Source organism: Halanaerobium sp. MA284_MarDTE_T2, assembly GCF_003337245.1.
Classification (GTDB): Bacteria; Bacillota; Halanaerobiia; order Halanaerobiales; family Halanaerobiaceae; genus QPJE01.
The window spans coordinates 1-21,677 of record NZ_QPJE01000031.1; the positions used below are offsets into that span (position 1 = coordinate 1).

Here is a 21,677-nt window from a genome sequence, read left to right on the forward strand (position 1 = left end):
TGGCTGTTAACCATCGAGTCGCAAGTTCGAGTCTTGCTCGGGGAGCCATTTTTATTTTAAGACCTTTATTGGTCTTTTTTTATTTAATATTATTTAACAAATTGTCTTAAATTGTCTATAACTTTTTTGATATTGTATAATTAATATTGTATAATAATAATATAATTTATAGAAGTTAGGTACTATAAAACCTGACGGGCTTGCCCTCACGAATGAATAGTGCCTAATTTTAAAGTAATTAAATATTACTTTAAAATTATTTTTTTCTTGGTTCTTTGTATTGTATTGAAATATAAAATAGGAGGGATATTATGAAGATCAAATGGTGGGGACATTCCTGTTTTTTAATTGAAAATGATGGTATTAAAATTCTTACTGATCCATATGATGATAGTTTGCCTTACAAAAAAATGACAGATAAGCCTGATATTGTAACTGTAAGTCATCAACATTTTGATCACAATGCGGTCGATAGGGTTGATGGGGATTTTGAAATTGTTGATAAAAAATCTGGTTTCAAAAATGATAAAGTATCTATAAAAGCAGTTGAGACATATCATGATGATAATGAAGGCAAAGATAGAGGAGAAAGTTTAATTTTTATAATTGAATTTGCAGATAAAACTGTCTGCCACATGGGGGACATTGGCCATCCTTTAAACAATGAAGATTTAAATAAACTTAAAACTTGTGATGTTTTGTTGATACCTGTGGGAGGATATTATACTATTGATGCTGATCAGGCTTATGAAATAACTAAAAAAATTGATCCAGAGATAGTAATCCCAATGCATTATAAAACAGCAGAGCTCGATTTTCCAATCACTGGCGTCGAAGATTTTACAAATAAATTTAATAAAGAAGATGTTCAGTTTATCGATAGTGCTGAATTTAATTTATCAGATGTAAAAAATAAAAAGTTAGTTGTTCTTGATTATGTAAAATAATTTAATTTATTTCCCATTCTAAGTTTTATCTTAGGATGGGATTTTTTAATGTCTCGAAAATTATACCAGATGTTTTGTTATGAATAAAATTTATGGATTCATAATTCCCGACATCATTAGCAATTTCTTTTTTCCCATTTTGGGCACCTCCTGAATTTTTATATAATTTAGATCAGTATCCTACAAATTTAGGGAGGGTCAGTCCGAAGGGACATAAGGATATTTTGTTCTTATCTTTAAAAATCAATTAGACAACTCTATTTTTAGAAGTATTTTTTAAGAGTCTAAGAATTATAATATCAAACTATAAGACTAAAATAATCAAAAATATTTTGAAAATTCATTTGACAATCACAAACGAATAATATATAATTATAATTAAGCAAAAACAAGCATAAATAAAAATAAATAAACAGTAATACTGAAAATAAATAAACAATAGAACAATAGAAATGAGGGTTTTTAATGTTTGCAGAAGAAAGAAAGAGGAAAATAGTTAATATGCTGCAGAAAGAAAAAAGAGCAAGTGTTAAAGAACTCAGCAATAAATTTGATGTTTCATGTGCAACAATTAGAAGAGATTTAACAAGTCTTGAAAAAGAAGGATTTTTGAGAAGAACTCATGGTGGGGCAATTTTAAGTGGGAGCAGTAGATTAGAACCTTCTTTTAAAGAAAAAGAAGATAAATTTATAAATGAAAAAATTTCAATTGGGAAAAAAGCAGCGGAAATAATTCAACCAGGGGACACTATTTTTTTAGATGCAGGTACAACTACAAGACAGATAATAGAATTTTTGACTAAAAAAGAAAAAATAACTATTGTTACCCATGCACTACATATAGTTAATAGAATAAATGAATTAAAATTGAACTGTGAACTTGTTGTAGTTGGAGGCAATTTTAAATGGAAGACAGAAGCAATGATAGGACCTATGGCAGAAAGTTTTCTCAAAAATATCAGAGTAGATAAAGCTTTTATAGGCAGCAATGGATTTACAATAAAAGATGGTGGAACAACTCCAGATATAAATGAAAGTAAAATAAAAAGTATAGCTTTAGATTCAGCACAGGAAAAATATCTAGTTTTTGATAGTTCAAAATGGGGAGAAGTATATTTCAGTAGGTTTATAAAAACTGAAGATTTAGATTTTATAATTTCGGATATCATTGATGAAAAAAAAGAAAAAATATTAAATAAACTGGGAGTAGAAGTTATTAAAACAAAAGATACAATACATAAGTAAGGAGGTGGAGTCAATGATTTTAACAGTTACTTTAAACCCTGCTATGGATCGCGTAATTATTATTGATGAATTAAAATTAGGCAGTTTAAATAGGGTTAAAGAAGTACATGATCTGGCAGGAGGAAAAGGTATTAATGTAGCAGAAGTGCTCACTAAATTGGAGGAAGAATCTATAGCACTTGGAATAGTTGGAGGAAATAATGGAAGTTTAATTAATAGTATACTCGAAAAAAATAGAGTTAGAGCAGATTTTATCTGGTCTGAACACAATACAAGGCAAAATTTAAAAATTAAAGAGAAAAATAAAAATAGAGAAACAGAAATAAATGAAAATGGTCAAATTGATCCAGAAGATCTGGAATCATTTAAAAATAATTTAAAAAAATATCTTAAAAAAAATAAAGTTTTAATTTTATCAGGTAGCTTACCAGATGGAGCTGATGAGAATACTTATGCAGAATTAATAAAAATTGCAAATGATAATAATAGTAAAGTTATTTTTGATAGTTCAGGAAGGCCTTTAGCAGCAGGAATTAAAGAAAAGCCATATTTAATTAAACCAAATTTAGAAGAATTGAAAAATTTAACAGGGAGTGAAATAGAAAATAATATTGATTTATTAGAAGCTTCAAAATATATATTAAATAAAGGGATAAAAATCATTATGGTATCACTTGGAAGTAATGGGTCATATATAGCTTCAGAAGAAGAAGCCTACAGGTTTTATACACCAGCTGTAAAAGTTGAGCAGACAACTATAGGAGCAGGAGATACTATGGTAGCAGGTCTGGCAAAAAAAATTAGAGAAGAAGTTAGCTTAAAAGATATGGGAATCTATTCTTCGGCACTTGCAACAACTTTTGTAGAAAAAGGAAAAATTTCTGAAATAAGCGAAAAAAATATTGAAGATACAATAAGCAAAATAAAGGTGGAAAAGCTTAAATAAAATTAGAGAGGAGTTTTTAAAATGGAGGTAAAGGAATTTATAAATACTAGTCTTATTAAAATGAATCTAGAGAGCAGTAAAAAAAATGAAGTAATTAAAGAATTGATAAATATTGTGGCAGATAATGATTTAATTACTGATAGTGAAGAGGTGTATAAAAAGGCATTAGATAGAGAAGCTAAAGGAACTACAGGTGTAGGTAAGGGTGTAGCTATTCCACATGTTAAAAGTTCTGCTGTAAAAAAACCGACAGTTGCTTTTGGCAGGTCAAAAGATGGAATTGATTATGGATCGATGGATGAAAAACCAACCTATTTATTTTTTTTAATTGTTGTTCCAGAAGAATCGCATGATCAGCATTTAAAACTTCTGGCACAGTTATCTAGAAAACTGGTTCATGATGATTTTAGAGAAAGTCTTATGGAAGCAAAAAGCCCAGAAGATATTCTGGATATTTTAGAAAATAATTAAAAATTTTATTAAAGTTATTATATAAGACATAAGGGGGTTATTATTTATGAAAAAAATTGTTGCAACTACGTCCTGTCCAACTGGTATTGCACACACATATATGGCTGCTGAATCATTAATTGAAGCTGCCAAAAAGATGGATAATGTTGAGATAAAGGTTGAAACTCAAGGTTCAGTAGGTGTAGAAAATGAATTAAGCGAAAAAGATATTTCTGAAGCAGATGCTGTTATAATTGCCGCTGATACGAATGTTGAGATGGATAGATTTTCTGGAAAATACGTTGTAAATGTTTCTGTTGGTGATGCAATAGATGATGCAGAATCACTTATCAAGCGAGCACTAAAAGGTGCAGAAGAAAATAAAGATAAGAAAATTGAGGAAGACAATTCAGATTTGTATAATAAAGTGAGTGAAGAAAAAAGCAAAAGAAAAACTGAAAGAAGAGGGGCATATAAACATTTAATGACAGGTGTATCCTTTATGCTTCCCTTTGTTGTTGCTGGAGGTTTATCAATAGCACTCTCCTTTGTATTTGGAATAAATGCAGCTGAGCAGGAGGGAACACTTGCTGCCGCACTTATGCAGATAGGTGGTGGAACAGCATTTGCTTTAATGGTTCCAATTTTAGCCGGTTATATTGCATATTCTATAGCTGATAGACCTGGTATAGCTCCTGGTATGATAGGTGGTATGCTGGCAAACAGTTTAGGATCAGGTTTTCTTGGTGGTATTATTGCTGGTTTTATGGCCGGATATTTAACACAGTGGCTTAAAAATGTAATAAAACTCCCCAAAAGTCTGCAGGGATTAATGCCTGTTCTTGTACTTCCGCTTTTATCCAGTTTAACCGTTGGTCTTTTGATGATTTATCTTATTGGACCTCCAGTAGAAGCAATTATGACAGGATTGGAAGGCTGGCTTCAGGGTATGAGTGGAAGTAATGCAGTTATTCTTGGTTTAATACTTGGTGCAATGATGGCATTTGATATGGGAGGTCCTGTTAATAAAGCTGCATATACTTTCGGAGTTGGGCTGCTGGGTTCACAAATATATGAACCGATGGCAGCTATAATGGCTGCAGGAATGACACCTCCACTGGGTCTTGCTCTTGCAACATTATTATTTAAAAAGAGATTTACTCAGCAAGAGATTGAAGCAGGTAAGGCTGCCTGGGTAATGGGAATTTCTTTTATAACTGAGGGAGCTATTCCTTTTGCAGCAGCAGATCCACTGCGGGTAATTCCTTCTATCATGACAGGATCTGCAGTAACTGGAGCACTGTCAATGCTTTTTGGAGCTTCTCTAAAAGCTCCACATGGTGGTATTTTTGTGCTTCCAATTCCTAATGTGGTAACAAATCTTGGTTTTTATGTTTTAGCTATAGCAGCTGGAGTTATTATTACAGCTATTATGCTGAGACTATTGAAGCCTCAACTTGTAGATTAAAAAATAAATATATTCTAATTTAAGGTATTATAATGTAAATACATTTGGGAGAGAATAAAATTCCTCCCTTTTTTTGATATAATATATATTTTTTATCAATAAACTTCTTAAAATAAAAATTTAGGAAGTTTAAAAATGTTTATTATTTCTTTTGATGATATACACTGCAGTTATCCTGATAATAAATTCTTAAAATGAAAAACAGCTTACAGAAAAAATCAAAAAAATCAATTATAATCCTTTTGAGGTGATTATAATGTTTAATAATACTGAATTAGCAACACTAGCTGGTGGTTGTTTTTGGTGTTTAGAACCAATATTTAAAAGTCTAAAAGGTGTTAAAAAAGTAACTCCAGGTTATACTGGTGGTGAAAAAGAATTTCCAACATATAAAGAAGTAAGTTCTGGTAATACAGGACATGCAGAGGCTGTACAGATAAAATATAATCCTCAGGAAATAGAATTTAAAGAACTTTTAGAGGTGTTTTTTAGTGTTCATAATCCTACTACGCTAAACAGGCAGGGTGCTGATATAGGTTCACAGTATCGTTCAGCAGTATTTTATCATAATTTGGAACAGAAAAATATAACAGAAAGAATTATTTCTGAAATTGAAAAAGAAGAAATCTGGTCTGATCCAATTGTGACAGAAATAAATGAATTTGAAATATTTTATCCGGCAGAACAATATCACCATAATTATTATGAAAAGAATTCTTTTCAGAGTTACTGTCAGGTGGTTATTAATCCTAAACTGTCGAAATTCAGACAGAAATTTAAAGATAAATTAGCTTGACAGGGAATTAAGGGGTTGAGGCTTTTTATCAGGTGGAAGCATTGATACACATAGAGTTTGAGAAACTCCTTAAATATTGCCAGGAGTTTCCCCAAAATTTATTTTCAAGCTGCAAAAAGGGGGCTTTAGTCATCAACGAAATTTTTAGATTTATCTAAAACTCAATTCGGGTGTGAAATAGGGCACACTAATCAATGAGTCCTCCTGACTCATGATTAGCTCACTCCATCCTGTAGTTCAACCCTATTTCTTCCTTCATTTCGTTAAGATTCATTGACTAAAAATTTCAATATTCCTGCATCTCCCCTTTTTGCAGCAGTATATAAAAAATGGGGAAAGTCCAGTAAATATTGCAGTTTGCGAAATTAAATCTATATGATATAATAAACAGTGCAGCTGGTTAAAGCAAAATACTTATTAAACTACAGGAGTGTGTAAATTTATGCGATTTAAGAAAAGTTTTATTGTAATAACATTAGTGTTAATTATGCTATTATCTGTAACAGTTATGGCACAGAATACTCAAAAAGAACAGAAAGAAAAAATAGCTGCTACAGTTAATGGAGAAAAGATAACAATGCAGCAGCTGAAGAACTTTACTGGAATAGAACCTTTACTTATGAAAATGTTGAGAATAAATCAGGAATTTACAGGATTTTTAATTCAGAGTGAGGCTGGAAATCAGCTAATTGAAGATTATAGAAAAATGAAATTAAATCAGCTCATTATGAGTGAATTGGTTGTTCAGGAAACACAAAAAAGAGGAATGACCCTCAATGATGAAAAAAAAGATGAAATTTTTCAGAAACAGCTTGATGCTTTAATGTCTGAAAATGATAAAACATTGGAAGAATTGACTACTGATATAAAAAAGGATTATGACTCAGTGGAAGACTATAAAAATGAATTTTTTAGTAGAAATAAAATGGGTATTTTAGTAAGACAGCTGAGAGAAGATGTTATTTCAGATGTAACTGTAACAGATGACGAAGCTCAAGAATATTACAATAATAATAAAGAGAACTTTAGAGTTTCTAAACAGAAAAAAGTTAAGCATATACTTGTTGATGAAAAGGAAAAAGCAGAAGATATTCTTGCACAGCTGAAAAATGGTGCTGATTTTGAAGAAATGGCAAAAAAACATTCTACTGATAGTTCAGCAGAAAAAGGTGGAAATCTTGGTTATCTGGTAGCAAATCAGAGAGGTATGGATCCAGCATTTATGGAAGCTGTTATGCAGCTTGATAAGGGTGAAATGAGTGGTGTTGTTGAAAGCCAATCTGGATTTCATATTATAAAAGTTACTGATGTAAAAGAATCATATATTGAAGAATTTAATAAGGTTAAAGATGATCTTAAAAAAGAACTTCTAAATCAAAAGAAAAATAAAAAATGGGGTGAATTCCTCGATAAATTGAGAGAAGAAGCTGATGTAGAGATCATGATTTAATAATAGAATAATTGAGTGTAAAAACCCCATTTTGTATGGGGCTTTTGCTTTATGATTATTGTCAGAATATTTTTATTTTTAAATTATACTTGCATTTTAAGATAACAATGTGTATAATTATAAAAAATTGATAATCAAATCCTGAGAAGGGGAGAGTAAATTTATTTTTAATTAAGCGAGCTGGAGTTGGTGTGAGTCCGGTATTAAAGATAAATTGAAGCGCACCCTGGAGGAGCTTTGCTGAATTAAGTAGGTAAAGACACTGAACAGTGTTAAAGTTTTGAGTGGGCAGTTATGATATCAATCTGCCAATTAGAGTGGTAACACGGGAAGTCTCGTCTCTGTTTTTGGAGAGCGGGATTTTTTTATTTATAATAAAGGCTGTATTATCATAGAACAGTGTATATCTTAAGGAAAAATTTAAGAAGAGTTTATTTATGGTACAAAAATTTAATTATTTTACAGGGGTAATAAGGCTGAAAAATTGATAATCAAATCCTGAGAAGGGGAGAGTAAATTTATTTTTAATTAAGCGAGCCGGAGTTGGTGTGAGTCCGGTATTAAAGATAAATTGAAGCGCACCCTGGAGGAGCTTTGCTGAATTAAGTAGGTAAAGACACTGAACAGTGTTAAAGTTTTGAGTGGGCAGTTATGATATCAATCTGCCAATTAGAGTGGTAGCACGGGTAACCTCGTCTCTGTTAAAAGAGATGAGGATTTGTTGGTTTAGGGATGACAAAATTCATTAATTTTAAAAATCAAGGAGGAAAAAAATGCTTAAAAACAAAAAGAATTTAGTAGTAGTTGTAGTGGTGATTTTAAGTTTGGGTTTAATTCTAAGTGGGTGCAGCAGCCAGGAAGAAGAAATGACAAAATTAGAAAAGATAAAAGAAGAGGGGAAAATAGTTCTGGGAACTGCAGCTGATTATCCACCATATGAATTTCACAAGCAGATTGATGGAGAAGATCATATTGTTGGTTTTGATATTGAAATTGCAAAAGAGATTGCAAAAGATATGGGTGTTGAACTGGAAATTAAAGATATGAAATTTGATGGACTTCTGGCAGCATTACAGGCAGGAAATATAGATTTTATTGTTGCAGGTATGGTTCCGACAGAGGAAAGAGCCAAAAGTGTTGATTTTTCACAGCCTTATTATCAGGCAGAACAGAAATTTTTAACTAAAGCTGGTAAAGGCAGTGAATATAAAACTATTGAAGATTTAAAGGGATTGAAGATTGGTGCACAGAAAGCAACAGTACAGGAGAAAATTGCAACCGAAAGAATAGAAGCTTCAGAAACCAAGCTGTTAAGTAAAATTACTGATCTTGTGCTGGAGCTTAAAAATGATAAAATAGATGGAGTAGTACTGGTTAAACCTGTTGCGGCTGCTTATGCTGATGCAAATGAAGATCTTGAGGTTGCAGATGTTTCTTTTGGTAAAGAAGATGGAGTAGCTATTGCTGTTCAGCAGGGAAATCCTGATTTGCTTGCTGCAATTAATAGTACTCTTGATAGATTAATTGAAGAAGGTAAGATTGCTGAATTTATTGCAGAAGCTACAAAACTGGCAGAAAGCAATTAATAAATTATAACAGAAGAGTTATTTAATTAATAATATTTAAGTATATAAGGGTGCACTGCGAAAAGTTGATTTTGATATCATGTCAATTTTAGAAGTTTGGTATGATAGGGATTATATAAGTCTAAATTTTATTTAATACTTTTTGCAGTGTAACCATCTAAGTGGTCTCCCATAATTTTTAACTGGAGAAACTTCTTAAAAGTTTATTATATGAGTGGTGATTAAATTGTTTAATAGATTTTTAAACGAAAAATATCAAAATAAAACAGATTCATTTATTGCAGCTGCAGCAGATTTAAAAGAATCTAAAGATAATATTATAGATTTAAGTTTGGGGGATCCAGATATAATTACAGCAAAATCTGTAATTAAAGAAGCAGCCAGAGATGCAGAAGCAGGTTATACCAGATATGCTCATCCGCGCGGAGATAAGGAACTTCGTCAGGAAATTATTAGGTATTACATGTGCAATTATGATGCTGAACTGACTCTCAATGAAATGATGGTGACAGTAGGTGCCTGCCATGGGACTTTTCTGGCCCTGGCAGCAGTTTTGAATTCGGGAGAAGAGGTAATTATACCTTCTCCATATTTTACACCATATAAAGGTCAGGTTGAGCTTGCAGGAGGAAAAGCAGTTTTTCTGAAAACAAAAATGGAAGATAATTTTCAAATAGATCCAGAAAAACTTGAAGAGCTTATCAGTGATAAAACTAAGGTAATATTAATAAATTCTCCACACAATCCTACAGGAGTAATACAAAATAAAATGATTCTTAAGCAGATTGTTGAGCTGGCAGAAAAATATGATCTGCTGGTTTTTTCAGATGAAGTATATGAGGCATTTGATTATAATAATAAATTTTATTCATTGATAAATTTTCAGCAGCAGAAAGAAAGAATAGTAATTTTAAATAGTTTTTCCAAAATATTTGCTATGACAGGTTGGAGAGTTGGGTTTGTTATAGCTCAGCCTGATATTCTGGATATAATGCAGGAGATAAATGAAGGTGTATGTTATTCTGCTCCTTCTATTTCACAGCGGGCTGCTTTATCTGCTTTAAGGCAGGAAAAACAGATAAAAGATGAGATAATAATAACTTTTAAAGAAAGAGTGGAATATGTCTGGAAAAAAGTTAAAGAAAATCCATATCTATCTGCTGCAGAACCTGAAGGTGCTTTTTATCTTTACATTAATATCAAAAAAAGCGGATTGTCTGCTGATGATTTTGCTTTAAAGCTGTTAAAAAATAAATCAGTACTTGTACTGCCAGGTAGGGATTTTGGTGATTCTGAAGGTGAGTTTGTTCGGGTTGCCTGTACCCTGGAAATAAAAGAACTAGAAAAAGCATTTGATAGGATAAATAAATTTATACAGGAACAGATAGGGGTTGAATAATTTTGCTGCAGAATATTAAATTAAAGTATGGTGATAAAGAAAAAATATTTTCTTGTAAGGGAAATAAAATTAAAAAAATTATTCAGGCTGATAACTACAGTAAAGATGATAATAAATTAATGAAGGATATTGTTAAATCCGCGCTCAGTAACCCTGATGGAAGCAAAAAACTTTCTGAAATTGTTAATAAAGATGATAAAGTAACTATTGTAATTTCGGATATAACAAGATCCTGGCAGAAAATCGATAAATTTCTTCCTTATATTATAGACGAAATAACTGCAGGTGGAGTTGAACTTGAAGATATTACTATTCTGGCGGCGACAGGTTCTCACAGATCTCATACAAATGAGGAGATAGACCGGCTTCTGGGGAAAAATACTGCAGGAAAAATTAAATTTGTTGACCATAACTGTTATGATAAAGATAATTTAAAATTTTTAGGAAAAACATCTTTTGGCACACCTGTTTATATAAATAAAGCTGCTGTGGATGCAGATAAGTTAATATTAACAGGTGGAATTGTTTTTCATGATATGGCCGGTTGGGCAGGTGGAAGGAAATCTATTCTTCCAGGAATAGCAGGTTATGAAACAATTATGTCAAACCATTCTCTTACTTTAAACAGCAGAAAAGTTGGTGGTATAAAAGATGATGTAAGAAGTGGAAATTTTGATAATAACCCTGTCCATTTAGATATGATGGAGGCTGCAGAAATGATTCCACCTGATTTTATTTTTAATGTTATACCAGATGGGAAAGGTGGTATTGCGGCAGCAGTAGCCGGAGATTATAAAAAGGCCCATAAAAAAGGATGCAAACTTATTTCTGATATGTTTGGTATAAAAATTAATAAAAAGGCAGATCTTGTAATAGCATCCTGTGGTGGATTTCCTAAAGATATTAATCTCTATCAGGCTTCTAAAGCTCTTGTAAATGCAGCAGCTGCAGTAAAAAATAATGGCTGTGTTATACTTATGGCAGAATGTAGGGAAGGAATTGGACATCCAGAAGTTGAAGAAATTATGCAGAAATACGAAAATAATTTTTTAAGAGAAGATTTTTTGCGCAAAAAATTTAGCATTTCCAGATATACAGGTTATTTAATTACAAAGACTATAGAAAATATAAAATTTATACTAATAAGTGATCTTGAAGAAAAATATATTGATAAAACAGATATTATTTTGGTAAACACACTGGAAGAGGCGCTGGCAGAAGTTGAAAAGTGGCCACATTATTTAGAAAATATTTATGTGATGCCAGATGCAGCAAATACACTTCCTGTTGTAGAAAGTTAGGAGGATTAGATTGGATTTTTCATTTTTAGCAGATTATTATAAGTTTTTCATTAATGGAACTCAGATTACAGTAATGCTGGCATTTTTTTCAGTTTTATTTGGTATATTTATTGGTGTTTTTCTTGCAATGTTCAAAATATCAAGCAATAAAATATTAAAAGCATTTGCATCAGCTTATATTGAATTTATTAGAGGGACACCACTGCTTGTACAGTTGTTTATTATCTATTATGGTTTACCCATGTTCGGAATTGAATTTCCTGACTTTCCACTTTTTGGACAAAATGTGGGAGATTTTATGGCCGGTGTTATTGCCATGTCTATTAATAGTGGTGCATATGTTGCTGAGATTTTTAGAGCAGGTATTCAGGCTGTTGACAAAGGACAGATGGAAGCAGCTAGATCACTTGGTATGCCGTATGGAATGTCTATGCAAAAAATAATACTGCCACAAGCTTTTAAAAATATACTGCCTGCACTTGGTAATGAATTTATCGTTGTGATTAAGGAATCAGCTATTGTTTCTATTATTGGTATTCATGATCTTATGTATAATGCAGATACAGTTAGGGGAAATACTTATAAACCTTTTGAGCCTTTAATTGTTGCTGCCTTAATATATTTTGTACTGACATTTACCCTGTCTAAAGCTGTTGGTTATTTAGAAAGGAGGTTGAGTACAGATTGATAGAAATAAAAAAATTGAACAAAAAATTTGGTGATTTACATGTGCTTAAAGATATTGATCTTACTGTAGAAAAGGGGGAAGTTGTTGTTGTAATTGGACCAAGTGGATCTGGGAAAAGTACTCTCCTTAGATGTCTTAATAGACTTGAAGAGCCTTCAAGTGGAGATATTATTTTTGAAGGTATTTCAATAATGGATGATGAACATCATGATATAAATAAACTGCGGCAGAAAATGGGCATGGTATTTCAGCAGTTTAATCTTTTTAATCATATGAATGTCATGGAAAATATAACTCTGGCACCAATTAAATTAAAAAATATGAATACAGAGGAAGCAGAAAAAGTAGCCAAAGATTTGCTGGATAAAGTTGGACTGATGGAAAAAGAAAAAAGCTATCCGGCACAGCTTTCTGGAGGTCAGAAGCAGAGAATTGCTATTGCAAGAGCACTGGCTATGTCTCCAGATGTGATGTTATTTGATGAACCAACTTCTGCACTGGATCCAGAAATGGTTGGAGATGTTTTAAAAGTTATGAAAGATCTTGCTTCTGAAGGAATGACAATGGTTATTGTTACACATGAAATGAGTTTTGCAAAAGAAGTAGCAGATAGAGTAATAATTATGGATGAAGGTAAATTGATCGAACAGGGACCACCAGAACAAATTTTTAACAATCCCCAGCATCCGCGAGCACAGGATTTTTTGGAGAGGGTTATAAATTTGTTTTAATTAAGATAGTTAAAGAATTCATTATAATAAGTTGCCCTCGACCGGGCAATTTTTTATTTATATATAAGTTATGTGAAATATTTCATTTGTACCTGGTACTAATATGCGAATTTGTACCTGGTACGTAATATTGACATAAAATTCAAAAAATGATACACTTTTTAATATAAGTGATGTCTGACAAGTTTAAAAAGGGGTAATTACTGAAAAAATTTAAGGGAGGCTGAAAATTTTGATAGAGAAAAAATCTCGTGCTGTGGAGATTAAAGATCTTAAATTTAAATATAAAGATCAGGAAAAAGAATCAGCATTAAATAATATTAATTTAAATATTGATAGAGGTCAATTTGTTGTTATTATGGGCCCAAGCGGGGCCGGTAAATCAACACTTGCCAACTGTTTAAATGGCCTGATTCCACATTTTAAACGGGGAGAATTTTCAGGCAAAGTTATTGTAAATGAAAAAGATACCAGTGATAATAAAGTTAGTATAATGGCAAAAGAAATAGGACTTGTGTTTCAGGATTTTGAAGCACAGCTTTTTTCTACAAATTTGGAACTGGAAATTGCATTTGGCCCGGAAAATTTTAAATTTCCGAGAGAAAAAATAAAAGAAAGAATAAAAAAAGTATTAAAAACAGTAAAACTGGAAGGACTGGAAAATAGGCAGCCGTCTACACTTTCTGGAGGACAGAAACAGAGGCTGGCAATTGGATCAGTATTATCTTTTGAACCTGATATAATATGTATGGATGAACCAACAACCGATCTTGATCCACTTGGTAAGCTGGGTATCTTTAATATAGCAGAAGAATTACATGAACAAAGTGACCTAACATTGATAATTATTGAACATGAAACAGAAGAGGCTTTAAATGGTGACAGACTTTTAATAATGGATGAAGGTGAAATTCTCCGAGACGGAAAGCCAGAAGATGTTTTAAAAGAAGTAGATTTTATTGATGAGATTGGAATTATGTCTCTGCAGATTCCAAAATATTTTTCTCGTATTTCGAATCTTTCTCAGGATGAACTTCCACTTAGACCGGAAGAAGGACTGCAGACTTTTAATGAGCTCAATTTAGAAATAAATGAAGAAAAATACAATCAGATTTTAGAAAAAGAAAAGCAGAGAAGTGACAGCTATGGTGAAAAATTAATAGAAGTAAAAAATCTTCACCACACATATTCTGATGGAACAGAAGCATTAAAAGGTATTGATCTTGATATTAGAGATGGAGAATTTCTTGCTGTTTTAGGTCATAATGGGAGTGGGAAAACAACGCTTGTAAAACATTTCAATGCTCTTCTTGAACCGACAGAAGGAAGTGTAAAAATTAGTGGTAAAGAGACTGTTGATTCAAGTATTTTTGAAATAGGGAAAAAAATTGCCTATGCATTTCAAAATCCGGATCATCAGATATTTGCTGATACAGTTTATGAAGAAGTTGCTTTCAGCCCTAAAATAAGGGGTGTATCTGAAGAAGAAATTGATTTGAGAGTTAAAGAAGCACTGGAATCTGTTGATATGCTGGGATATGAAGAAGAAGATCCATTTTCTTTAACTAAAGGAGAGAGGCAGAGAATTGCAGTTGCTTCTATTTTATCGGCAAGGCCAAAAGTTATTATACTGGATGAACCAACAACTGGTCTTGATTACAGTGAGCAGAAACAGATGATGGATTTAATTAAAAAATTAAATGAACAGGGTCATACTATTGTAATGATAACACATACTATGTGGGTTGTTTCCGAATATGCACATCGTGTTGCAGTTATAAATGAAGGTAAGCTAAGTATGTATGGTGGTATAAGAGATGTATTTAAGAGAGAAGAAGAACTCATGAAGTCATATCTTAAAACACCACATATAGTAAGTATGAGTAATAAAATGGGTAAAACATTTTTATCTGTTGAAGAAATGATCAGCTGTACAGAGGGAGGAAGATAATATGGATATGTTCTTATATATGGATAAAGACACTTTTGTACATAACCTTGATCCTAGAACAAAAATATTTGTTATGTTTGGGACATTTACAATTGCACTACTATTTAATTCTCTTCCTGTACTTTTAGCTCTGGCAGCATTAGTACTTTTTTATGGTTATTCCGGAAAAGTTCTGGCCAATCTCAAAAGAATTAGAGTCATATTGTTTATGATTGCACTTATGTCTATTTTAATCTGGTCGATTGTAGGAGGTGGTGAGACTAAACTACTTGGCCCGATAACTTTAGAAGGATTTATTTATGGGCTGACTGTTGCAGTTAAATTTAATGTAATGATAATAGCAGGGATGATATTTTTGAGCTCTACAACTATTGAGGGTATTTCACTTGGCCTGGTAAAACTAAAAATTCCATACAGAGGAGCATTTGCTTTTTCTACGGCAATTAGGCTTGTACCGATGATTGTTGGAACTAGCTATACTATTACTCAGGCACAGCGTTCGCGTGGGCTTGATCTTGATTCTGGATCTATTTTTGAAAAAATAAAAAAATATGTACCACTTATTATTCCGACCTTTGTTTCTGTTATAAGAGGGACCAATGTCTTTTCAATGGCATTAGAATCTAAGGGTTTTGGATATGATTCGGAGAGAACTAATTACCTTCAGTTAAGCTATGATAAGAGAGATTATATATTTATGATAATAACATTTATTTTGGTAGCTGTATCGATTTATGTAAAGCTGACATTTGATTTTTAAAGTTTATTTATATATAACAGGGGTGAGTTATTTGGAAAAAGCAGTTATAGGTGGAACAGGAGTATATGATTTAAGTGATAAAAATGAGAGCAAAGCTGTAAGAACAGAATATGGAGATGCAGAAGTAGATATTATTGAATTTGGCGGTGAAAAAATAGTATTTCTGGCCAGACATGGAAAAGATCACTCTAAACCACCACATCAGATAAATTATAAGGCTAATATGAAGGCCCTTCAGAAACTTGGTGTACGTTATGTTTATGCAACTGCAGCAGTCGGTTCCTGTAATGAAAAGTATGGGCCGGGAGATATAGTAGTGGTTAATGATTTTCTGGATTTTACTAAAGGAAGGCAGCTTACCTTTTTTGAAGGAGAAGATATGCCTGTAAAACATTTTGATATGAGTGATCCTTACTGCAGCAATCTTAGAAGTGAATTTTATGATAAAGCAGAAGAGAAGGAGCTGCAAATTGCCGGAAGTGGTGTCTATGTTTGTACAGAAGGACCGCGATTTGAAACAGCTGCCGAAATAAGAATGTTTCAGAAACTGGGTGGAGATGTTGTTGGAATGACAGGGGTTCCAGAAGTTGTGCTGGCCAAGGAATTGGGGATCTGCTATTCTTCAGTTGCAGTAATAACTAACTGGTGTACAGGTATGAAATCAGAAGTTTCAGAACATGAAATAAAAAATTCACTGGCAGATAATAAAGAAAAGATTATAGAAGTAATTCTAAATATTTTTCAAGAGGGACTTGATCAGAAACACTGCAGATGTACTGAAGCTGCTATCAATGTTTAAATTTCTGAGTGTAAATTAATTTGGTTACTTTATTACCAATCAAAAAGATCAGAATTTAATAAATTAAATATGCTATTTTACAAGGGGGAGTTTTTAATGAAAGAAGTATTTAGTATGTGGAAATCGACCAAGATGGTTGTGCTTGTTGCACTCTGTGCTGGACTATATGCAGCTTTATTAATTCCGTTTAAATCTATAGTATTAATTCCAGGTATTACAGAAGTCAGACCTGCAAGTGCATTACCTGTTGTGATGGGATTATTGTTCGGTCCAGCCGGAGCCTGGGGATCTGCGATTGGAAACTTAATAGGAGATTTTTTTGGATCACTCGGTATAGGAAGTATTTTTGGCTTTGTTGGTAACTTTATGTTCGCATATATTCCGTATAAGGTATGGGATAATATGGGTCTTGTAAATAAAAATGATAGAGAACCTGATCTTAAATCTGGAAGGAAAATATGGACATTTATAGTTGCAGCTCTTGGAGGTGCTTTAGGCTGTGCTTTAATTATTGGCTGGGGACTTGAATTACTAGGTATGGTACCTTTTGCAGCTCTTGGTGCAATTATCACTCTCAATAATTCTATTCCTTCTATAGTACTTGGAATACCACTTCTTATTGTACTTTATCCCAGAATCAAAAAATGGGATTTAATGTGGACAGATATACTTCCTCCAGAAGATATGCCTAAAACCGGAGCAGCGGCAAGAATGGGATCTATTATTATGTATTTGGGAGTAATGTTTGGTCTTCTGGGCGGTCTGGCAGTTGCAGCAGGAGCAGCAGGACAGGAACTATTCAGTTTTACCGGTCAGGCTGGAGAAGGTACAAGTGTTATCTTAGTGGCAGGTATTGGTGTTGCGGCAACCTTTATTGGCAGTTTTATGCAGTAAACATTCAGCACCAGTTAGCTGCATATTTAATATTAAGCAATAGAGGAATAGAAATAAAATTGATTTTTTGAGTAAGATAGGAATATTTTTATTATAGCAAACAGGAAAGAGGTTTAATGATGAAAAATAAGGACCTGGATTTTCAGACGCTAACTATTCATGGAGGAGCAGAAGGTAAGAATGCAAATAATGCTTTAAATCCTCCAATTTATCAGACAAGCACATTTGTTTTCGATGATTTAGAACATGTGGAAAAAGTGATGTCATTTGAAAGTGATGATTATGTTTATACAAGAGGTAATAATCCTACTCTGAGATTGTTTGAAAAAAGAATGACTGAACTGGAAAAAGGAAATGGAGCAGTAGCGTTTTCTTCCGGAATGGCGGCAATAAGTTCTGTACTGTTTTCTTTAACAAAACCGGGGGATAATGTAATAGTAAATAAAACACTTTATGGTTCCAGCTATAATGTGGCAACAAAACTTCTGCCGGAATACAGTGTGGACTGCAAAATTGCTGATCTGAGCAGAACAGACAAGCTTTATGATCTAATAGATGAAAACACAAAGGTAATATATTTTGAAACACCTTCCAATCCCAATTTGATGATTATAGATATTGAAAAAGTTGCAAAAATTGCAAAAGAAAAGGATGTTAAGATAGTTGTTGATAATACTTTTGCCACACCTTATTTTCAGCGCCCACTTACTCTGGGAGTAGATGTGGTTGTACATAGTGCTACAAAATATATCTGTGGTCATGGTGATTCACTGGGTGGTGTTGCTGTTTCTAAAGATGCAGATTATATTCAGCGGTTAAAATTTGACTATATGTGTGAATTTGGAGGTGTTTTAAGTCCCAGTAATGCCTGGTTAATGCTTAGAGGATTAAAAACACTTGCTTTAAGAATGAGAGAACACGAAAAAAATGCTCAGAAAACTGCAGAATTTTTGCTCGGGCACAAAAAAGTTAAAGAAGTTTATTATCCAGGGCTTGAAGATTTTGCTGGACATGAAACTGCCAAAAAGCAGATGGATGGTTTTGGAGCAATGATCAGCTTTGAAATTGACGGCAGTTTTGAAAATGCCAAAAAATTTATTAATTCTGTTGAACTGGCTCAGCTGGCTGTTTCTCTCGGAGACTGTGAAACATTAATAGAACTTCCAGCAGCTATGACCCATCGAGGTTATCCTGAAGAAAAGCTGGCCCAGTTTGGACTGACAAAAAGTATGATCAGAATTTCAATTGGACTAGAACATTATCAGGATATTATTGATGACCTGGATAATGCACTTTCGCAAATATAATTAAAATAATTCCAATTTAGAGATATTTTACTTGGATTGGAAATTCATCTTCTTAAACAGTAATAGATGGTTACACTGCAAAATGTCTTAATTAGCAATTTTGAATTTTATAATCCTTATTATGGCAGGAGTGTCAAATTGTTAAAATGACCAAAATCGACTTTTTGCAGTGCAATCATAGATAGTTGAACAATAAAATAAAAGGCTACACCAATCTGCAGTCTGGATTTGAGATTGATTTAATTTTTTGTTATTTTAATTAACAGACTGGAAAATAATAATTATTATATGGAATTGCTTTTTAAATAGCTGAAGGTGGTGGTGGTTTTATTAATTTAGATTCCTATCAATTACGGTATATATATCATACTGATATACACAAAAGTGCTTATATTATTGAACTATCTTTGAATAAATATGATGATCTCTTTAACAGCTGGGATGGATCTGCTCTGGATAGAAAAGAACTAAATCCAGAACTTGCCGATTATCTGGAGAGGGCGAGCTGGGAGCTGCCGATTAAAAATAAAGTAGAACTGTGTTTTTATATGCCGGAAGAAGAAAAAAATATAAAAAAAGAAAAAGATTCTAGAGCAACAATAAAAAATAATTTTAGGATGGATCTTCATTTAATTAACAGAGATTTAAAGATAAATAACAAAAAATCATTAATATATATTTTTATGGGACTAATCTTTCTTTTTCCAACATTGATATTAAAAAACTCTGACTTTAATCTCTGGCTTGATATGCTTATGCAGGGAGTTTTTGTAGGGGGATGGGTTTTTCTCTGGGAAGCATTTTCTCTGTTTTTCTTTGTCAGTCATGATCTTCGAGATAAAAAGAAAAGATATCTAAGGTATCTTGATTCAGATATCAAATTTAAGTATTACTAAAAACTTACAGAGAGCAAAAAGATTTTTAATACTGTCATATAATATTAATGTAAAACAGCTCCCTACTGTCATCACTGTGTAAAAAGGGCTTAAGCTTTGACGAAAATAAAGCATTTTTCCTTGCTGAACTGCTTTTTAATAATTAGTAAAAGAAGTTTTTATTTATTTAGAAATAAACTTTCTGCTATTTAAGCAGGGAGTTTTTTCATGTGAGGTGTTAAAAAAGATATATTTTATCCTGTGAAAGGGCTAATAATAGAGTTTAAAAAAGAAATTTGTGAAAATTTTGTTTTATTTTGTCAAAAGACTTGACTTATTGTTTTTTAAAAACTATACTAATAACAGTTATTGTCTGAAATATTTAAATATTCTACAATGTAAAAATAAATAAAATGGAGGGATTTAGAGGAAGCAAAAATTAAATAATAAGAGGAGTCTGATCTAGAATTTTATTCAAGACTCATTTTATAAGTTTAATCAAGAAATAATAAGAATTCATTCTAAAAAAACTAAAATGGAGGGGAAAGATGGGATTTTTTAAGATCAATGCGGCAGTAAGTAATTTTGTCTGGGGACCTTTTATGCTATTTCTATTATTGGGTACTGGTGTCTATTTAACCTTTGGTTTAAAAGGAGTAACAATTCGCAAATTATTTTATGCTTTTAAAATGCTGTTTTCCGGAATTGATAAAGAAAAACAGAAAGGTGAAGGAGATATAACACCATTTCAGGCCTTAATGACTTCTTTAGCCGCAACAATTGGTACAGGTAATATTGCAGGAGTTGCAACTGCTATATTTATGGGAGGACCTGGAGCAGTAGTCTGGATGTGGATTACTGCATTTTTTGGAATGGCAATAAAATACAGTGAGGCAGTGCTGGCGGTAAAATATAGGGAGAAAAAAGATACCGGTCAGTTTGCAGGTGGTCCCATGTATTACATCAAAAATGGACTGAGTAAAAGCTGGAACTGGCTTGGTGTAGCTTTTGCAATTTTTGCAGCTTTAGCTACTTTCGGCATTGGAAATACTGTTCAATCAAATTCAGTTGCAAGAGCACTGGGACAGTCAGTTGGAATACCTTACTGGGTTACCGGTGTGGTTTTAGCTGTATTAACATATGTTGTTATAGTAGGTGGGATTGAAAGAATTGCTGAAGTTACAGAAAAATTGGTTCCTCTGATGGCAGTGATTTATGTTTTAGGTTCTATCTGGATTATTGTTGTTAATATCAGCAGTTTGGGTCCAGCATTTTCTCTGATATTCAAAAGCGCCTTTAGTGGTCATGCGGCAGTTGGTGGATTTACCGGAGCAACTTTATCACAGGTAGTACGTTTTGGAGTTGCAAGAGGAGTATTTTCTAATGAAGCAGGACTCGGTAGTGCTGCTATAGCTCATGCGGCAACTACAACAGATGAACCTGTTCGCCAGGGTATTGTTGGTATGTTAGGTGGTTTTATTGATACAATTATCGTCTGTACAATGACTGCTCTGGTTATTATTATGAGTGGTGTATGGTCTGTAGGAGAAACTGGCGCTGAACTGACTACTCTGGCTTTTAACAAAGGACTTCCAGGGCCAGGTGGTTATATAGTTGCATTTGGTTTAATATTTTTTGCTTTTTCTACAATTCTGACCTGGAGCTATTATGGAGAAAAATCGATAGAATATATACTTGGTTCAAAATCAATTAAAGTCTATAGATATTTATTCGTTATATTTGTATTTGTAGGTGCAGTTGGAAACTTAGAAGCTATTTGGGCTTTAGCTGATACAATGAATGGTCTAATGATTATTCCTAACTTAATTGCGATTTTAATATTAAGTCCTGTTGTGTTTAAAGAAACGAAAAAATATTTTCAAAATAATTAATCTTAAATAATATTTCAGATAATAACTGAATGTGAAATTACTTATATATCTATCTGAAGATAATAAATTCTTCAGATAGATATAATTAAATCTGGTAAATATGTCTGGGAGATGTAATTATGAATTATCAGGATAAGTTTAATAATATCAGGCCAGCCTGGCTGGAGATCAATTTAGATAACTATGGGCACA

General features: G+C 32.6%; 19 protein-coding genes and 2 other annotated features. All 19 genes read left to right on the forward strand.

The window, feature by feature from the left end; all coding sequences use genetic code 11:
- Window positions 1-311 precede the first annotated feature (311 nt).
- Window positions 312-947, forward strand: a complete 636-nt coding sequence (locus DFR78_RS10330) for an MBL fold metallo-hydrolase (RefSeq protein ID WP_114458764.1) — start codon at window positions 312-314, stop codon at window positions 945-947.
- 465 nt (window positions 948-1,412) lie between these two features.
- A complete protein-coding gene (locus tag DFR78_RS10335; protein ID WP_114458765.1) occupies window positions 1,413-2,192 on the forward strand; it encodes a DeoR/GlpR family DNA-binding transcription regulator in 780 nt (259 codons plus the stop codon).
- 13 nt (window positions 2,193-2,205) lie between these two features.
- Complete coding sequence (locus DFR78_RS10340; protein WP_114458766.1) at window positions 2,206-3,138, forward strand: 1-phosphofructokinase family hexose kinase; 933 nt, start codon at window positions 2,206-2,208, stop codon at window positions 3,136-3,138.
- A 21-nt stretch (window positions 3,139-3,159) separates the two neighbouring features.
- The gene (locus tag DFR78_RS10345) at window positions 3,160-3,609 is read left to right on the forward strand and encodes a PTS sugar transporter subunit IIA (protein ID WP_114458767.1); all 450 of its coding nucleotides are present in this window, start codon (window positions 3,160-3,162) and stop codon (window positions 3,607-3,609) included.
- Window positions 3,610-3,655: 46 nt separating this feature from the next.
- Window positions 3,656-5,056: a PTS fructose transporter subunit IIC gene (locus DFR78_RS10350; protein ID WP_114458768.1), complete on the forward strand. Its 1,401-nt coding sequence runs from the start codon at window positions 3,656-3,658 to the stop codon at window positions 5,054-5,056.
- 256 nt (window positions 5,057-5,312) lie between these two features.
- Window positions 5,313-5,852 (forward strand): peptide-methionine (S)-S-oxide reductase MsrA, encoded by a 540-nt coding sequence (gene msrA / locus DFR78_RS10355; protein ID WP_114458769.1) that lies wholly within the window; start codon window positions 5,313-5,315, stop codon window positions 5,850-5,852.
- 442 nt (window positions 5,853-6,294) lie between these two features.
- Complete coding sequence (locus tag DFR78_RS10360) at window positions 6,295-7,302, forward strand: peptidylprolyl isomerase (RefSeq protein WP_114458770.1); 1,008 nt, start codon at window positions 6,295-6,297, stop codon at window positions 7,300-7,302.
- A gap of 134 nt (window positions 7,303-7,436) precedes the next feature.
- Window positions 7,437-7,648: a binding site (T-box leader), on the forward strand.
- A 145-nt stretch (window positions 7,649-7,793) separates the two neighbouring features.
- Window positions 7,794-8,005, forward strand: a binding site (T-box leader).
- A gap of 70 nt (window positions 8,006-8,075) precedes the next feature.
- Complete coding sequence (locus tag DFR78_RS10365) at window positions 8,076-8,888, forward strand: transporter substrate-binding domain-containing protein (protein WP_114458771.1); 813 nt, start codon at window positions 8,076-8,078, stop codon at window positions 8,886-8,888.
- A gap of 226 nt (window positions 8,889-9,114) precedes the next feature.
- A complete protein-coding gene (locus tag DFR78_RS10370; RefSeq protein WP_158531763.1) occupies window positions 9,115-10,287 on the forward strand; it encodes an aminotransferase class I/II-fold pyridoxal phosphate-dependent enzyme in 1,173 nt (390 codons plus the stop codon).
- A gap of 2 nt (window positions 10,288-10,289) precedes the next feature.
- Complete coding sequence (gene larA, locus DFR78_RS10375; RefSeq protein ID WP_233487048.1) at window positions 10,290-11,588, forward strand: nickel-dependent lactate racemase; 1,299 nt, start codon at window positions 10,290-10,292, stop codon at window positions 11,586-11,588.
- Between the two features lie 10 nt (window positions 11,589-11,598).
- Window positions 11,599-12,276 (forward strand): amino acid ABC transporter permease, encoded by a 678-nt coding sequence (locus tag DFR78_RS10380; protein WP_114458773.1) that lies wholly within the window; start codon window positions 11,599-11,601, stop codon window positions 12,274-12,276.
- Window positions 12,273-13,007, forward strand: coding sequence for an amino acid ABC transporter ATP-binding protein (locus DFR78_RS10385; RefSeq protein WP_114458774.1), 735 nt, complete (start codon window positions 12,273-12,275; stop codon window positions 13,005-13,007). Before DFR78_RS10380 ends, DFR78_RS10385 begins: the two co-directional genes overlap by 4 nt.
- A 235-nt stretch (window positions 13,008-13,242) precedes the next feature.
- Window positions 13,243-14,958: an energy-coupling factor ABC transporter ATP-binding protein gene (locus DFR78_RS10390; protein ID WP_114458782.1), complete on the forward strand. Its 1,716-nt coding sequence runs from the start codon at window positions 13,243-13,245 to the stop codon at window positions 14,956-14,958.
- A gap of 1 nt (window position 14,959) precedes the next feature.
- Complete coding sequence (locus DFR78_RS10395) at window positions 14,960-15,718, forward strand: energy-coupling factor transporter transmembrane protein EcfT (protein ID WP_114458775.1); 759 nt, start codon at window positions 14,960-14,962, stop codon at window positions 15,716-15,718.
- A gap of 31 nt (window positions 15,719-15,749) precedes the next feature.
- A complete protein-coding gene (locus DFR78_RS10400; protein WP_114458776.1) occupies window positions 15,750-16,517 on the forward strand; it encodes an S-methyl-5'-thioinosine phosphorylase in 768 nt (255 codons plus the stop codon).
- A 96-nt stretch (window positions 16,518-16,613) separates the two neighbouring features.
- Entirely contained in the window at window positions 16,614-17,411 is a 798-nt protein-coding gene (locus DFR78_RS10405) for a QueT transporter family protein (protein ID WP_114458777.1), read from the forward strand.
- Between the two features lie 116 nt (window positions 17,412-17,527).
- Window positions 17,528-18,718 carry an aminotransferase class I/II-fold pyridoxal phosphate-dependent enzyme gene (locus tag DFR78_RS10410; RefSeq protein ID WP_114458778.1) on the forward strand — a complete coding sequence of 397 codons (1,191 nt, stop codon included), beginning with the start codon at window positions 17,528-17,530 and terminating at the stop codon, window positions 18,716-18,718.
- Between the two features lie 407 nt (window positions 18,719-19,125).
- Window positions 19,126-19,614, forward strand: a complete 489-nt coding sequence (locus DFR78_RS10415) for a hypothetical protein (RefSeq protein ID WP_233487049.1) — start codon at window positions 19,126-19,128, stop codon at window positions 19,612-19,614.
- A 527-nt stretch (window positions 19,615-20,141) separates the two neighbouring features.
- On the forward strand, window positions 20,142-21,485 hold the full coding sequence (locus tag DFR78_RS10420) for a sodium:alanine symporter family protein (protein WP_114458780.1): 1,344 nt from the start codon (window positions 20,142-20,144) through the stop codon (window positions 21,483-21,485).
- Window positions 21,486-21,677: the final 192 nt, after the last annotated feature.